The following is a 16,458-nucleotide window of genomic DNA, read 5'->3' as shown; positions in this document are numbered from 1 at the left end:
AAGGAATGAGTTTTGATGCAAGGAATAAGTTTTAATGCTGGTTTTGCTCCCTTCGTCTACGTGCCAACCAGTTCGCGGCACGTAGGCTTAGGAATAGGTTGATGCACGTAGGATTGATAATTAATTGAGGCGTATTCACTTAACAACTTGACCTTATATCTGATGGGGCGGCAAATCAGTCGCGATATGGTATGAAAGAGAGCGTTGTCAATACAGAAAAAGTAATTTACATAAAAGTAACAAAGTTAAATCATTATGTTAAAAGAAATAGTAACGTCTACCCTCAACTTACTATATAATGTCTCGCATTTTAACCCATCGATTTAATTAATGAACAATTGGTCTTCCGATAAAATTTCTGTATTTGCACTCGTACTTCTCATTACAGGTGCAATTGACAGCATTAGAAATTTACCTGGAACTGCGTTATTCGGTTCTTCATTAATTTTTTTCTTTATTTTTTCCGCAATGGTTTTTTTGATTCCTGTTGCGTTAGTATCAGCAGAACTATCATCCACTTGGTCAGATGAAGAAGGTGGTATTTACAGTTGGGTAAAGCATGCATACGGTGAAAATCTGGCATTCTTTACCATTTGGCTTCAATGGATTAATACTTTAGTTTGGTATCCCACAATTTTATCATTTATTGCTGGAGTCCTGGCGTATTTAGTGAATCCTGAGTTGGCTCAAAATAAATATTACCTCATTACGGTGATTTTAGTCATCTTTTGGTCTTTAACGATTATCGGCTTGTCAGGCTTGCGTGCCTCAGCTCATTTCGCCGGCCTTTGCGCGATATTAGGCATGATACTCCCCATGGGATTTATTATTTTTCTGGCATTAATTTGGGTCATTAAAGGAAATCCTATAGCGATTGATTTAAGCTTTTCCAATTTAGTACCTCATTGGAAAGACAGTCAATCCTGGGTCTCACTCACTGCAATTATGACTTCTTTTTTAGGCATGGAACTTGCAGCCGTACATGTTCGCAACGTACATAATCCTCAAACTAATTTTCCACGAGCAATGTTCTTTTCTGTGCTGCTTATTTTAACCACCATGATTTTTGGTTCTCTAGCAATAGCTTTTGTGCTGCCCAAGGAGAAAATCAGTCTGATTGATGGCGTTCTTCAAGCTTTTACTAATTTTTTTCATGCATATAATCTGGAATGGGTCCTTCCAGTTTTGATTGTCTTGCTGTTGTTAGGAAGTTTAGGGAGTATGATCAATTGGATTATCTCTCCCGCAAAGGGCCTCCTCATGGCCGCCAATCATAATTTCTTACCAAAATTCATGTGTCAATTAAATAAGCGCGGGGTTGCTTCACGGATTTTAATGACTCAAGCCATATTGGTGACGCTCCTATGCGGTGGCTTCCTATTATTTCCTAGTGTGAATGCTATCTATTGGCTATTTACCGCTTTGAGTACCGAATTATACATTATGATGTATGTACTGATGTTCATTGCAGCCTGGAAGTTAAAAAGTAAGTACGCACATCTTAATAGACCTTTTGCAATACCAGGAAAAAAAGTAGGATATTATTTAACCTGCATTTTAGGTTTGTGTGGGTGCACTATGACTTTAATTGTTGGTTTTATTCCACCAGTCGAATTTATGAATTTTGGCAGCGCATCACATTTTCGTTTGGTTTTTTCTACAGGGATTGTCCTGATGATGATTCCCGCCTTTTTACTATATTGGCGCAAAAGAATAATTACAAAATCATCCTCTTAACTGCATTATTGAGTCCAAGGTGTAGACGGAATTGCCCGGTTCGTTTGAACAGGACAATTCCTCGCCAGAACAAAAGAAGCTTTAATAAGCTAAATTGCCCATCAAGTACATTACAACTTATCTTTTTCTTCTAATGAAATAACACGTGCCTCATGTTCCAGCATAACAGGAATGTCCGCATGAATAGGAAAAGCCAGGCGATCAAATTTACAAATAAGCTCTTGTTTTTTGAGTAATAATTTTCCTTTACATAAGGGACATACCAATATTTCCAATAATTTTTTATCCACAGAATTCTCCAACAATACTAAGTCACTTTATTACGTACATATACAGGTTGCGCATGAGCAGCTAAAATCGGAGCTTGCCCAGAGAATTGGGCATATTGAATCATAGATGCCGCAGAAGGAAGCATCGGCACTTTTTCACTTATCAGGGTTTTAATTTCAGGAGTAAAATCATCCCAATATATATCAATTCCTGATCCGGCAAGAATAACAGTTTGTTCAGGAATATTAACCTGGCTGACTGGGGTCACATATTCTTCCGCTGTCCATTTGTTTTCAGGAAAATAAGCCCAGTATATTTCATGCATCCGTGCATCCAATATCGCTAAAACTGGCAGATCCTGATTATACTGTTTGCGGATTGACCAAACTATTGCAAGGAGACTACTTACAGGCATCAGGGGTATGTCATGGGCAAAAGCGAGCCCTTTCGCAATACTGCATGCAATACGCAAGCCTGTAAAACTCCCAGGACCTCGTCCAAATACAATAGCGTCCAATTGATTTATCTGCAAACCCGCTTGACTCATTAAACTGTCAATCATAGGTAAGATAAATTGCGCATGGGTCTTTTGATTTTTCTGTTCCTCACAAAATAATTCCTTACCTACAAGCAAAGCGGCACTCGCTGTCTCTGTAGATGTATCAATCGCTAGCAGTTTCATAGTCTAATTCTAATTCTCTAATAAATTGAAGTACTTTCTGTTCATCGCGCGTTTTAGGCAATTGAGGTAAGCTCGCCAAAATTTGTTTGCCATAATCTCTGCTGGTCAAGCGTGGATCTGCAATCATTAAAACACCTTTATCCGTTCGGTCCCTGATTAAACGCCCTACTCCCTGCTTTAAAGCAATAACAGCCCCAGGTAAAGATAACTCATCAAAACCTGAAAGCCCCTTTTCCTTTAAATAAGCCATTTTACCGCGTATGACAGGGTCAACCGGACTGGAAAAAGGTAATTTATCAATAATAACACAAGAGAGGGCTTCCCCCTTCACATCAACTCCTTCCCAAAAGGTTGAGGTTCCCAATAAAACTGCGTTACCTAATTGCCTGAAACGTTCCAATAAAATAGGTTTTGCTTCTGTTCCTTGTACTAATAAAGGATAGTTTAAATTATTGTCCATCATTTGAGCAACCTGTTTCAAGGCTCTGTGACTGGTAAATAGAAAAAAACAGCGTCCACCTAAAGTCTCAATGAGCGGGAGTGCTCGAGATAATAAAGATTCATAATAATTTAAATTCTTAGGATCAGGTAAGCCTCTGGGAAAATAAAGCAGTGCTTGTTTTTGATAATCAAACGGACTAGGCAATAATAGCGTTTTGGCTGTATGCAAGCCTAATGATTTACAAAAGCAATCAAAAGAATCTGCTACAGTCAATGTTGCCGAGGTAAATATATAAGCATTGTTTTGACGTAGGAGCAAATCACGGAAAGTCTCAGCAACATCATAGGGTGTCACATGAAAAACCAATGTATGCTTGAATCGCTCCAACCAACGAATTTGATTTTTATTTTCCTGAGTAAAGAACATCAAAACTCTTGTAAACTCAGCCAATCTCTCTTTGCATCGTACAAGGCCTGGGAAATCATTAAGAGGTATGTCCTTGAAACAGGACGTAATTTCATCATTTAATGACAACCATCTTTCCCAAATTTCTATAAAAGATTTGTTGTTTTTTATAACCTCCCAACTAATCCGGTCATCGACTCCAGGCAAACAATTGAGGAGCTCGTCCATTAATTTATCTACTTTATGGCTTAATGCTTTTAAAGGTTGATTCGCCAGATCCATGACAGGCCACTCCTTTATCACATCATCTAACAACTCCCGAAACTGGCGTGTTCCAATTCGCTCACCATTAAAATGAGTTGCTATTTCGGCCAGCTGATGCGCTTCGTCAAAAATTACTACATCCACACCGGGTAACAGCTCACCAAATCCTTCTTCTTTCAGACGTGAGTCAGCGAAAAAAAGGTGATGATTGATGACGACTACATCAGCTTCCAATGCGCGTTTGCGAGCTTTGAGGAGAAAGCAAGTTTCATGGTTCGGACATTCACTACCTAAACAGTTATCTACTGTTGAAGTAACATAATTCCAGACAGGTGAATCTTCATTTAATTCAGGGAGTTCTGATCGATCACCGTTTTTCATTTGGGATAATTTACTCCGCACATGAGCCACTTCATGGGCGCATTGAAGCGTTTGAAAATATCCCTCATCTGAGTGCAGGGCGACACGATATTGACAAATGTAGTTAGATCTCCCCTTCAGATTCTGAATGCGTGCGGATAATCCAAGGGCTTTCACCAGTGTGGGTAAATCTTTCTGATAGAGTTGATCCTGTAATGTTTTAGTTGCTGTGGAAATTAATGCTTTTTTTCCGCTGAGTAAGCATGGAAGCAGGTAGGCAAAAGTTTTTCCTGTCCCCGTACCTGCTTCAGCAATTAAAATGGATTTTTCTTCGATTGCTGCAGCTATAGCGATTGCCAAATCAGACTGAGGTTTACGTGCAACAAAACCAGGAATAGCAGTAGAAAGTCGTCCTTTTTCGCTAAGAAATCGCTGACAAGATTCAGCTAATGTGGTTATTTCCACTCTTTCTCTAAATATTGAAGTTTTTCCTTCACTTCTTCCCATTCTTTAGCATCAGGTGGCGCATCTTTTTTCGCAGTAATATTAGGCCATGCCCTAGATAATTCCGAGTTTAGTTCTTTAAATTGTTGTTGCTCGGGATTTAAATCATCTTCAGACATAATTGCATTCACCGGACATTCAGGCTCGCACAAAGCGCAATCGATGCATTCATCGGGATGAATTACCAAAAAATTAGGGCCTTCATAAAAACAGTCTACAGGGCAGACCTCGACGCAATCAGTATATTTACACTTAATACAACTTTCGGTTACAACAAAAGTCATGATAAACCTTTTTAAGCAAAAAATAACTTATATTAAATCATAAAATAGATCGTTTAGGGTAGTAGTTTTCTATGTGTTATTGCTTGAAACACGATGCATGGATCGATGCTTTTTTCTATTCGGCCCAATAAAACTCAATATTACAGCGAAACATGTAAACTTAACAGAAATATCGGGGATTTTAAATTGAGTTGCTTCAGGGGATGCATTAATATCTAAGTTCTTGTAATTCTTAGGAGTTTTCTTCTCAGAGCACATTGATTATGATACGGAAATCCCTAATGTACTTTTTGACCAAAAGTATAAAGATTGTCTATATTTATACAAAGTCAAATTGGTTTTATAAGGACGTAACCAATGGAGTTTGATCAAAAAATTCGAATTATTAAACGCTTTTTAGAAGAAAAAATTTTTAAGGGGCAGCTAAAGGATGGGGATCTCGCTTCTTATTCTGATCTTCATAATTTATTAGATTATATTGCTCTTCGAAATGACGGTTTATTTGATCTAAAAACCTTGGAAAGCGATCCTGACCAATGGCGTGAATTTTGCGGCATTCTCATTTATGCGACAACATTTGAAAACTCTATAACCCCCCCTTTTTTAAAAGATATAGATTTCCAGAAAGTAGAAGAAGGGATACGTTATACTTTAAATGCCCACGAAATAATCCAATTACCTAAAGATGATTACTACAAGCGTTCAACGCATTATCCGCAAAATATAGATAATGAGTTGGACGATTTAATTCAAACAAGCAGAACATTACTTTATCAACTTGCACAAACCTTTCCAGATGCCACCTCTTTTGATGCGTCCAGTTCTTTGCAGATTGCAGCAGTGATCCAAAGTTTGGAAGAAGAGAAGGCCAATGTCATCCATGATACTCAAGAAAGGGAAAAAGTTGAAAGAAAATTAAATGTTTTATTCGATCTGAATAAGATAAATGAATTAAGACGGATAAGCATTCCCCAAGATAATGGGACAAATCTAACCTACTGTATCCTGCAGGAGAATGTAGGCGGAGTGACTGAAAAAATATCTTTAATTCAATTAGAGACAGTGAAAAAACAGTTACGGAACCTTTGTGGCAAAGCAGAAGAGCTGAGTATTGAGAATTATCATATAAATAGAAAAGATTATCGACTCAGTACAGAAGCGATCATAAAATTGCCAAAACATGGAAATATTAAAGAGGTGCAGCATGAGGCGATGGCCCTCAATATTTCTAGGCTGATGAAATTTGATACAGCTGCTTCAACAACAATTAGCCATAATGGCCACCCTGCTTTATTTGTACCCTTTGAAGAAATACGATTACTCAGTGAGTTTTCTTTAGGTAAAACCTTTTATGCATGGCTCTTAGGAAAAACTTATACCCATTATTCAACAGTTAAAGCAGTGGGAGAAGGAATACAGCCAGATTGTTTTATTGATGATTTTGGTCATATTTTGGGTTTACTTTACTTATGTAGTGATACTGATGCTGTGGGTGGTAATTGTCAGAACAAAGCATTGAGAAATGCAAAGTCCCTTTTTGTATTTGACCAATCATTGATGGATACAAACAAATTTATCCTGGACTCCCGGCTTTGTCTAATCCCTGGTGAGTTTTTTAAAAAACATACGCGCCATGGGTTAGGCCGAAATAGGACAATCATTGAAGATTCATCCATAGAGCGTAAATTTGAAAGCATCATACAACTTCGCGCCAGAGGTGATAAAATTCTTCAATATATTACCCACGTTGCATGGCAACATCATCAACAAGCAAAAAGAATTAAACGTCAATTTAAAAAGCCTCTGAGCACAGAGAAGCAAAGCCAGTTAACTTCAGAACTCAGTGATTTAATGGTTCTGGAAAAAGATGCCGAAATATTACAGGCAAAAGTACTCGAACGGCTTGAAGCCATAGAGGATGTATTGCCTCAGGCTATTGGGGATATTGATACACAGGATATAAGACAGGCATTGATTTTTGAAAAGCTTCTACATAATCCTATTTTGTACAGTGATGATGGACGCCCATTTAAATATCCCTGGACACATCGACAAAATAATAAAATTAAAACAATTGAAGCATTGAGTCCTGGAATGGTTCAATTGACCTTTACTGATAAAATTTCCTTGGTTATGCTCGATTTTATCAAGCGTCACGGCGGAGGCGATTCCATTACAGCAACATCAGCCAAGACAATCACTTTGAGTAAAGAACATTTTGCTGCATTAAGAGATAACCTATTGCATCCTGAGTTTCAATTAGTTCTTAATGACGCTATTGACTATTTAGATCCTACTGATTTGGAAATCCTCAAAGAGGCCTATAGTATGGGTTATAGGACTTCTATTTTAGAGACTATTAAAAATTATCGTAAAAAAATGCATTGCGATAAGAGTTCTATTGAAGACAAATTGAATTGCATCATTCATACTGAAGAGCAAATTAGAGAATTTATCCTTAGGGCTCATGACCAGGGTTTTGGCATGCACGTCCTTAAAAAATTCTTTTTTGACGCACAGCAACAATTACAAAATATTATTCCTACTTTAAGTAGGCCTATAAAATTAAATGATGCTTTTAGCGCTGCCTTAAAATTAGACAGAATTTCTGAGTTCAATTCTGTCGTGTTAGAAGCTATAAAACAGAACAAAGTTGCAGATCAAAAATTCATAAACTTTTTGGAAGAATGCATTCACAGAGCAAATGCTGCAACCAATTACGTAGAAGCACAAGAAGAAAGTCGTACGCTCTCCAATTCAGCAAAACAAGTGATACAGCAATTGCATTCTTTGCCGATTCCCTGTTCTGAATTTTTGAGGTCGAGCTTACAACAAAAATCAGATCAAAATGAAAAAGTTATCCATGAAAAACAAACTGAAAAGGGAGATGAAGATTGGGTAGTGAAAGGATCCCCCCCTTTAATGTTGTTGGATATGGTACAAGAGGAACAAACTGGCATGTCATGTAAATGCTAAATCGAATGGATGTGTTTATTAAATGCAGTTAATGGAGCTATTATGCCTATACATGAGAGACGTCAACATTTTCGAGTAGAAGATCACATTTATTTTAACTATCGAATTATGGAACCAGGTGAACTGTGTCCTGATCGCGCAGTTGTAGATCAATTATTAGGCAAAAATGGCCAACGCTATCTCGAAGCGGCACATTATTTTCAAGAGATAGATTATGAATTGGCTGAGTTAACCCAGGCTATTGCTCTTAAAGAACCCACAATAGCGCACTATCTTAATCTGTTAAATGCTAAAATAGATTATTTATCTCGCCAAATGCTTATGACAAATACCATTCAGTTACGAAAGGTCAATATTAGCCTTGGCGGAATGGCATTCAAAACCCCTGATTTGATACGTGAAAAATCATTAATTAAACTGGTCATCTACACAAAACCCAAAATGATTCCTATCATTGTTGAAGGAACTGTTGTCTATAGTCAATATCAAAGTGAACACAGTTATCGGACAGCAGTACAGTTTAATGGGCTTACTGCGGAACAGGAGCAAATTCTTTCTCAACATATTCTACTGGCTCAGGCGAAACATCGTTCAGACTAAAAATATTTAAAATTAACTACAAAATTGTCAAATAACACGTAAACTATACTGCGTTTATGATTTGGAACAAAAGGACAAAACATGACCAGAATAGTACACTGCTGTAAATTAAAAAAAGAATCCGAAGGTTTATTAAAACCCCCTTTTCCTGGTGCTTTAGGTGAACGAATTTATAATGAAGTATCCAAAGAAGCATGGAATATGTGGTTAAGTCATCAAACCATGATTATTAATGAGTACCGCCTTAATCTAATGGAAGCGAAAGCCAGAGATTTTTTAAAAGAAGAGATGCAAAAATATTTTTTTGGAGAAGGTTCGGAAAAACCTGCAGGCTACACGCCCAATAAAAAATGATTTAGATTCCGAAAAGAGAAATTTTCTCAACTATCATTTAAAAGCTCAAATCTGGAACTCCCCCCTGTGTGGGAGGAGTTTTGGCAATTACATAACATCAAAGCTTAGGGATAAAGCAGAAAGATCATTAGTTAACTCCTTATTATTTTCGAAAAGCCTAATCAGCATTAACTTGTTGCTTTATTTATGTTTAAAATTTTTAATCCTCTTTTTCAGATTTTTGAGAACAGTTTTAAAATAGTTTCTTGCGTTGCATACATATATATCATTATGAATTCAAATATTACGACCTGATAATATACGCACTATATTTAGATATAAAATAAATCAATTAGACCTTAGATATATCGAACATGTAAAACCAAATATAACAAAAGAATTTATTAAAATAATTTAATATTATTTTTTTTTAAAAAAAATGCATTCAACACTTGACTCAAAACGCTTCTCGGAGTCTAATAGCAACCCTCGGGGCCAGATAGCTCAGTCGGTAGAGCAGAGGACTGAAAATCCTCGTGTCGGCAGTTCGATTCTGCCTCTGGCCACCATGAGATTCCGAGTATAATCAATAAATTATTTTTTAATTTTTCAATTAAAAATTAACTGAATAGGTCTGTTATTTTTTAAATTTATTGAGACCTTGATTTAACATATTGTCTTCATCACTTTCTTCATTATAAATATCATAATCAAATAAAAATGAATTTGGTCTTAATTTTTTTCTTGTTTCTTGCTCTTGAGTGCGTTTACGTTTTTTATCATTCGTTGGTATCGATTCATCTTCGATAGGAGCTGAATTGTCGGAATTTGTTTTTTGATCAACAATATTTCCAGTATTACCATGACTTATTTGTACCTGAATAGTTAATCGTTGCGGAAAACCTTCAATGTCCTTTTCAGCTATTTGCCCTAATAAAATTGGATCGGATTGGGAACCTAATGGCTGAAAATATATCTTTAGGTCTCTTTCTGTACTGCATTGATATACTTTAATCCCGTCATTGCCAGGAAAAATATTCAAGAATTCGTCTTCATCATAATAAGAGCTGTCATTGTTGATAACTCGTGTTTTCAATGGTGTTAATTCTAGGTCATTTTGTAGATTGTGTGTTCCACCAAAAATTAATAAGGCTGAGGAATTTACGGTAGAAGTCTTAAAAATATCTTTATGGATAATGTCTAACACTGAAGCAATAGAATTTTCAGGGGTAATATGAGCTAGTAATTTCAAATTCCCTAACTCACCATATACTGCCAAGCATGCCGCTACGCCAAGGGTATAGAAAGAATTTATATTTTTATGAAATTCTGTTGCAACTATTGAATTATTCGCAATTGTAAAAACCAAACAGCCGTCAGGATTAATTACAGCAATCTCATCCATTTCTACAGAATAGGATCTTGTTTTATCAATTTTTTCTAAATTGAAATAAAATTCCTCATCAGTTAAATCAATATTCGGAGTATCGGAATTATCTTGTTCATTTAAATCCGTAGATTCGCTTTTGAAAAATGTGTTCTTCATGATTACTCCGATGATACATTCAAGAAATATTATTTTTATAGCCAATTAGGTTGTTTCGTATTTCTTAGTATAGTAGATGAATGGCGATATTTTGTTAGGATGCAGGGGTTCAACTTACCAGTCATATTAGATACCTAAATAAAAATACGGTGGATATCGCATGCTTGCTTTTAAAAAAGGAGGTGGTGCGTATGATGTCTCGAAACCATACAAACTGGACTAAAGAATATATAGGATTGTAGGTGATAGACGATCAACCAGGAAGATTTTTAATTTCGCTGTTCAAAGTGCTCTGACAGTCTTATTTAAGAAATAAAACTGTCAGCTTTTTTGGGATATTTCCTTAACTTGCGCTAACCGAGATTAAGTCCGCTTCTTCAGTCATCACGGCTACTTTATCATCATCCCCGGTACCAGGTGAAGGAGCTGCTTTGAAAAAGTCGAAAGGCAAAGCGCCTTTTTTAATTGTCTCGACAACTGCTACAGCTCCTGCTCTTGGAGGAATGGCTGTAGTGGCCTTTTCCACCACCGCATCTGCACTGGGGGCAGCTGATGTAATATCCTCTCCTAGCGCTCTTGTATCTGCGCTTGGAGGGGCTGCTGTAATAACCTCTTCAACAGCAACTGCTGGGGCGGCTGATGTAGGGACCTCTTCTGTACTTGGAGCCGTTGGCGCAGTTAACTCTTTTAATCGTTTCGAGGAGTTGTAGAACGGTTCTTTGCTTCTTTTAGTTTGAATTAGAACTGGTGTGTGAGGAAAATCTGATTCATGTCTCGCAGCATAATCTCGAAGATGTACTCCTGCTGCATATTCAATAATATCTATATTTTCAGATTCAAGTATTGCGATAACTGGAATATCTTTAAATATCTTGTGCAGAGTGCTGTCCAACAAAATGGAAGGAAGTTGTTTATGTCCAGGAGCGCCAAAATTGACATCTCCACTGTACACTACAGAAGAAATGGCTATATCTTTTTCTTTTAGGATATCGCGTATACTGACTAATTGTTCCAGTATCAGTCTGTTTATATTACCTAAATCCGAGGGAATAGCGCCCGCTTTATCTGGAAAGGTAAATTTTTTTTCTTGAGCAGCCATTAACGTTCTAAAAGCCATCTTAGTCGCTATCGTATTATGATAACAACTTATCACGAGTTGATTGTTTTTAGTGACTGCACACTGAATGAGATATTCTGCCATTAAGAGCTCCAATAATTATCTAATTGGATTGGAATTATACTCATGGTTCATTAAGGGATCATTAAGTGAATTAATCCAGGCTTAGTATGAGGCTTAATAAATCTCCTGGAAATAATCTCGTTACAGAATTATCTCTAGAGAAATTGGACTGGCACATTAGTGCAACCAGGATTATATATCAGGTATCGGGAATTGACTTAAATTCTAGCAAGTTATTTTTCTGGGGTTTAACCGCGGGACTCATATCACAACAAACGCAAGTTGGGCTATTAACCCCGGTAGGTTTTAGATGATTGCAGCTGCATGCTTGGAACATCTTTTGTCGATGTAGGTGAGATACGCAGACAAATCATTTATTAAATGGCTAATCCATACGCATTCCCACTTTGATGGGAGCCATTATTTTTTGCATCAATTCATTTTTAGACAATGAGTCTCGAATCACCCTGAAATTTATATGGCCTGGTTGACTAAATACATCAATGATTTCCCGAGTATTTTTACTATGATTTCTTTCTTCAGATTTATTAATCCTATCCTTGATTTGAATAATAGCCTCCGCAATTTTTTTATCATCTGAAGAATCAATATCCCCCATTATATTACGTATTTCTTGGATAATAGGAGGGATTTGACCATCTTGTCCTTTCATTAAATCATCACTATTTAATACCGCATTCACAGCGAATATATTCTCCTCCCTTTCACTGGTAGGGATTCTAATAATATTACTCCTTACTTTTAATTGATCTGGAGGAGTAGTCTTTGAAGATAAAGTGGAAGTTGCTGTAGTCTCTTCTATATGAGGCATACTAAATGCAGTGGATGTAGTACTATGATGCGTGGTTTTTTCAGTCTCTTGAGATAAAGACAAGCCGCCTGTTGTTTCACTCTCTTGAATTATTTTTTCTATATTGTTCATTTCAAATTCCATTTCATCTAAATCTTGTGGAAGGTTTTGTAAGGTAATTAATGCTTCTTCGCTTAATTCCTCGGTGATATTATCAAGTCCGGACTTGTCTTCATTAGATCTGTCTAATTGATGTTGCTCCATTTCTTTACAATCTTTGGCAATATCTAAAAACTTGGAATACACTTTTTCTGTATCAATTTTCAAAGGTTGATCTTCCGGTTTTTTAATTTCAAGATTAAATTCTCTAAATTCTTGAATAATTTGATGTATGACCGAAGGATTTTGAATAATATATTGCCTAAATTCAGGGATAGCTATTAGTGTAGTTTTTAATAAAGAAGTTCTTTCAATTTTATCTGCAACAAGTTCTTGTCTTAATGCCTCCGAATTAACTGTAGCTGTAGCTATTTCCATGTAATTCTGGTCATCAATAAGAATGCGTTTCAAAAAACTATAATATTTTTGTGAAATAAAATCTTTATTATGGATTAATTCTTCAACATCTAATAATTTTTTGGGATACTCGTGGACAAAGATTGACGGAACTGCGTCTTTTAATATGGGAAAGTGAATTATATCATGAGTAGTAATAGTAAATTGCCTTTTAACAGGAATATCCCTTTGCTGGGATAAAACCGGATATGTACTCTCACCATGATCTATTTTAACCGAAATTATCTCACCTTCCTTATTGCGTCCAAAGCCAAAATTTTCTGCGTTTAAATCATTTTCTTCTTCACAATAAGCCGCAACTAAAATTTGTGGGAATTTGAGTTTAATGAAATCTTCTGTGCTTACACCTTTCTTGTTATTCAGCTTATAATAGCTGTAAAAAGACAAATACTCAGGGATAAGTTTTGAAACCACCGCAATGGTACTATTTGAATCATCATGAACCCCCCTCACTTTTGCAGCATGCTCTCCAAGGAGCATACGATAGCATAAGCCATTAAAAGCTTCTATTTCACCAAAATTAGAATTGAGTGCCTCTTTATAGACATATGAACGTTTTGAGTCTTTTTCATCCCTTGTTCTCCTCACAATGGATACTTCAGAGGTAGACTTTTCTATCTCATAAGACTCCTGTTGTTTAGTGAACAGGCCTCCACTCTTACTTTTATAAGGCTTCTTTTTATGTTTCATTTTAAGTATAATAAGTAGCGTATCCTTATATAAATTATAAGAATGAATATCCAAATTTCCATGTTATGTTTTAAAATGCGATCGCGAGATTTGTCAAAAGGGTTTTGGAAACAACAGGGATACCCTTCTTTTTGGATAGGCAATAATCAAAAATAGATATGGAAGAACAGGATCAGTAAAAAATATTACCTGACCACACTTCGGCATTTGTTTCCTTTTGAAATTAAAAAGACGGTACTGTCTTTCGTTAATTTGTGAGTACCGCAAAAAATATCTCTTCCACTTGCTGAATTTTTTCTATAACCGAATCTATAGGTGCTATTGCTAGGCCCTTTACCGAGATAGCTTTTACCTGCTCCTCCAATTTTTTTGCCATTGACAGCATACCCGATGCCAGCAGCAGTAGGATCATTCGTGCTTACTGACACATTAATAGTATTTGGCGCATACCCATATCCATATGCAGTGCCTATAAAACAAAATCCAATGATTAATTTTTTCATTTGCACTCCTCCTAATGCTCCTTTAAGTATAGATTTAAAATAAAATTTCTTTTTAATTATCATTATGGTTTTCCCCGATAATGAGTTGATTTACTTAAATGTAACAATTCCATTTCAGAAATATGTGAGAGCCTCATGTAATTTTCATCAAATAGTCTTAAGTATGAGGCTTTCGCTGATCCTTTTTGTATAAAAAGTTTAATGGATATCTATTCTGAATAAATAATGGAAAACACTCTTTTAAATTTCTTCATTAATTTGCATTTATGGAAAATTTTATTTATAAATTAATATCTTATAAATTTTTTAGGGAAAAAAATGAATCAATGGAAATCCTTTATTAAATATTTTTGTGTCTTTGTATTTAGTTTTTCAGTATACGCCCATGGGGTTATTGAAAGCCCTCCTTCACGAGAACAATTTTGTGGTGTAGAGAGCAAACCCGATGAGATCTATAAAGATAAAATGACTCATGAGAAATGCCGTCCGATAATGACAAATCCAGATGGTTCTCTAAACAACAGTGTCTATAACTTTATGGCGGTACTAACTCATAATATTGGTCGCTCTAATTTACCGATAGACCAGTTACCTGTTCATGTTTGCGGTTTCAATTCAGAAATGTGGGGTGGTGGAAAAACGCCATGGGATTCGGCTATTGACTGGCCTACTGCCCAAATAGGTAGCGGTGAACAAAAATTCATATGGAATATTTCTTGGGGTAATCACTTTGGTGATACAGAAGAATTTGTGTACTGGATTACTAAACCTGATTTTCAATTTGATCCCACTAAAGAACTTACCTGGAATGATTTTGAAACCACACCTTTTTGTAAGCTAAACTACAATGATCAAACTCCAAATGCCAATCCCAATATTATTCCCGATAAAGTGAACAACCGATTTACGACTATTTGTAATGTACCTGCCCGTCAAAATCGAGCTGTAATTTATGGAGAATGGGGTAGAAATAAATCCACTTATGAGCGGTTCCATTCTTGTATTGATGTGGTTTTTTCTACTGACAATACACCAACTATAAACGCAGTGATTAAGCCAATACCTGCTCAAATAACAGGGCCTGCTGAAATCGATCTGGATGGTTCTCAATCAACGGGTACTAATTTGAGTTACAACTGGTCTATTGACGCTGATAATCTGGCTCCGTACCAATTAACTAACAGCACCACTTCCAAGGCACATTTATCGATTGGTGAGATTAATGCCCAACAACCCGTAACTGTAAATTTGACAATTAACCAAGGGGAAGCAGTAGATCACGCGAGCATCACCTTTACTCATTTGACAACTAACAATGCAACTTGGCAATTGGTAGGAAAAGCCACAGTAGCATCTACTTTAAAATCTGGTGATGGCATCCAATTACGATTAATTGATAAGTCTGGAAAAGACTATTTCATCCCATCCACTCCAGTAGTATTGGATGAGAATTCAGCAAAGCCTGAAAATTGGGCTTATACATTGGCACAATCTACCAATACAAATAATAATTTCTCAGCCAAAATTGGTGTACTCGCCGCAGATAGTAAAACAATAGAACCTGTTAGATCCCCAGTGGATAATCAGATCTATGTTCCAGTGGACAGCAGCATTATCAATGGTTATATCCATATTATTCCAAGTGATGGACCAATCCAAACGTGTAACGCAAAACGAAAAGATGGTTCGAGCATTTATTGGCTGGGATATGATATTTATACAGATAAAACGCCTTTTGTATTGAATTTTAGTGCTACTGGTATTGATCTTACTAAAATTATTATCGCTTCTGGTGTCTTTAGTAATATTAAAGTATTAGATAAGGACAGATTATGGGTGGGTACAAAACCTGATTGGGTTTCAAAAACTGTTCCAGGTTACATGGGATTTCATGGGCCTAACTATGGAAGCTATGATCCATTTGGTAACTTAACACCAGCAAACTGCCAATCCAGTACTATTTCAAAATAGATAAAAATACTGAATGACTGCGAGTCAGTCATTCAGTATAACATCTCTTTGATTACATGCATTGTGCCTCTATCTTCCCATAGTTTTTAGATTTTTTATTACCCCTTGTTAAGAAACTAAAACCTGATCCCCGTTAGCTTCCAATATATTAGAATAAACTATATTTTCTCATTTAAAATCTCATAACTATTTTTGAATAACTGATACAACCCTAGAGAGAAACTAACTGAGTTTTAATCAAGGTTTTGAAATATATAATAAATCTTAAAAACATTTTATAGCCTATTTTTTATCAATCCATTTTCTATACTTTATATAGAGAAT

Annotated in this window: 13 protein-coding genes and 1 tRNA gene; 6 read left to right on the top strand and 8 right to left on the bottom strand. The window is 36.1% G+C overall.

Annotation, left to right across the window (positions count from 1 at the left end):
- Positions 1–330: 330 nt before the first annotated feature.
- Complete coding sequence (locus tag BU07_RS0108670) at positions 331–1,737, top strand: APC family permease (protein WP_031565229.1); 1,407 nt, start codon at positions 331–333, stop codon at positions 1,735–1,737.
- Between the two features lie 110 nt (positions 1,738–1,847).
- Here BU07_RS0108670 and BU07_RS0108665 read toward each other — a convergent pair whose 3' ends face one another.
- The 4 genes from BU07_RS0108665 to fdxA are packed head-to-tail and all read right to left on the bottom strand — an operon-like array spanning position 1,848 to position 4,948.
- Positions 1,848–2,027 carry a Trm112 family protein gene (locus tag BU07_RS0108665; RefSeq protein WP_031565227.1) on the bottom strand — a complete coding sequence of 60 codons (180 nt, stop codon included), beginning with the start codon at positions 2,025–2,027 and terminating at the stop codon, positions 1,848–1,850.
- Between the two features lie 17 nt (positions 2,028–2,044).
- Positions 2,045–2,689 (bottom strand): tRNA (adenosine(37)-N6)-threonylcarbamoyltransferase complex dimerization subunit type 1 TsaB, encoded by a 645-nt coding sequence (gene tsaB, locus BU07_RS0108660; protein WP_031565226.1) that lies wholly within the window; start codon positions 2,687–2,689, stop codon positions 2,045–2,047.
- Entirely contained in the window at positions 2,670–4,667 is a 1,998-nt protein-coding gene (yoaA, locus tag BU07_RS0108655; RefSeq protein ID WP_051635521.1) for a DNA repair helicase YoaA, read from the bottom strand. The genes tsaB and yoaA overlap by 20 nt, the downstream gene beginning before the upstream one ends.
- Positions 4,616–4,948, bottom strand: a complete 333-nt coding sequence (gene fdxA, locus BU07_RS0108650) for a ferredoxin FdxA (protein ID WP_031565221.1) — start codon at positions 4,946–4,948, stop codon at positions 4,616–4,618. The genes yoaA and fdxA overlap by 52 nt, the downstream gene beginning before the upstream one ends.
- Before the next feature lie 357 nt (positions 4,949–5,305).
- Here fdxA and BU07_RS0108645 point away from each other — a divergent pair, with 357 nt between their 5' ends.
- From BU07_RS0108645 to BU07_RS0108630, 4 genes are all read left to right on the top strand, one after another.
- Positions 5,306–7,924, top strand: coding sequence for a hypothetical protein (locus tag BU07_RS0108645; protein ID WP_031565219.1), 2,619 nt, complete (start codon positions 5,306–5,308; stop codon positions 7,922–7,924).
- A 42-nt stretch (positions 7,925–7,966) separates the two neighbouring features.
- Positions 7,967–8,524 carry a PilZ domain-containing protein gene (locus tag BU07_RS0108640; RefSeq protein ID WP_031565218.1) on the top strand — a complete coding sequence of 186 codons (558 nt, stop codon included), beginning with the start codon at positions 7,967–7,969 and terminating at the stop codon, positions 8,522–8,524.
- Positions 8,525–8,605: 81 nt separating this feature from the next.
- Positions 8,606–8,878 carry an oxidative damage protection protein gene (locus BU07_RS0108635; protein WP_031565216.1) on the top strand — a complete coding sequence of 91 codons (273 nt, stop codon included), beginning with the start codon at positions 8,606–8,608 and terminating at the stop codon, positions 8,876–8,878.
- 472 nt (positions 8,879–9,350) lie between these two features.
- Positions 9,351–9,426: transfer RNA gene (locus tag BU07_RS0108630), tRNA-Phe, on the top strand.
- Between the two features lie 68 nt (positions 9,427–9,494).
- Here the strand turns inward: BU07_RS0108630 and BU07_RS0108625 are convergent.
- From BU07_RS0108625 to BU07_RS0108605, 4 genes are all read right to left on the bottom strand, one after another.
- On the bottom strand, positions 9,495–10,448 hold the full coding sequence (locus tag BU07_RS0108625; RefSeq protein ID WP_133134435.1) for a hypothetical protein: 954 nt from the start codon (positions 10,446–10,448) through the stop codon (positions 9,495–9,497).
- 298 nt (positions 10,449–10,746) lie between these two features.
- Positions 10,747–11,604, bottom strand: a complete 858-nt coding sequence (locus tag BU07_RS0108620) for a hypothetical protein (RefSeq protein WP_031565213.1) — start codon at positions 11,602–11,604, stop codon at positions 10,747–10,749.
- A gap of 364 nt (positions 11,605–11,968) precedes the next feature.
- Positions 11,969–13,660 carry a hypothetical protein gene (locus BU07_RS17000; RefSeq protein WP_051635520.1) on the bottom strand — a complete coding sequence of 564 codons (1,692 nt, stop codon included), beginning with the start codon at positions 13,658–13,660 and terminating at the stop codon, positions 11,969–11,971.
- A 185-nt stretch (positions 13,661–13,845) separates the two neighbouring features.
- Positions 13,846–14,226, bottom strand: a complete 381-nt coding sequence (locus BU07_RS0108605) for a hypothetical protein (protein WP_242601851.1) — start codon at positions 14,224–14,226, stop codon at positions 13,846–13,848.
- A gap of 255 nt (positions 14,227–14,481) precedes the next feature.
- On the opposite strand from BU07_RS0108605, the gene BU07_RS17250 reads away from it, so the two are divergent.
- Complete coding sequence (locus BU07_RS17250) at positions 14,482–16,134, top strand: lytic polysaccharide monooxygenase (RefSeq protein WP_084157822.1); 1,653 nt, start codon at positions 14,482–14,484, stop codon at positions 16,132–16,134.
- The last annotated feature ends 324 nt before the right edge of the window (positions 16,135–16,458 follow it).

Origin of the sequence: Legionella wadsworthii DSM 21896 = ATCC 33877, assembly GCF_000701265.1 — a bacterium.
Lineage (GTDB): Bacteria > Pseudomonadota > Gammaproteobacteria > Legionellales > Legionellaceae > Legionella > Legionella wadsworthii.
This window is presented reverse-complemented; position numbering and strand designations above follow the sequence as displayed.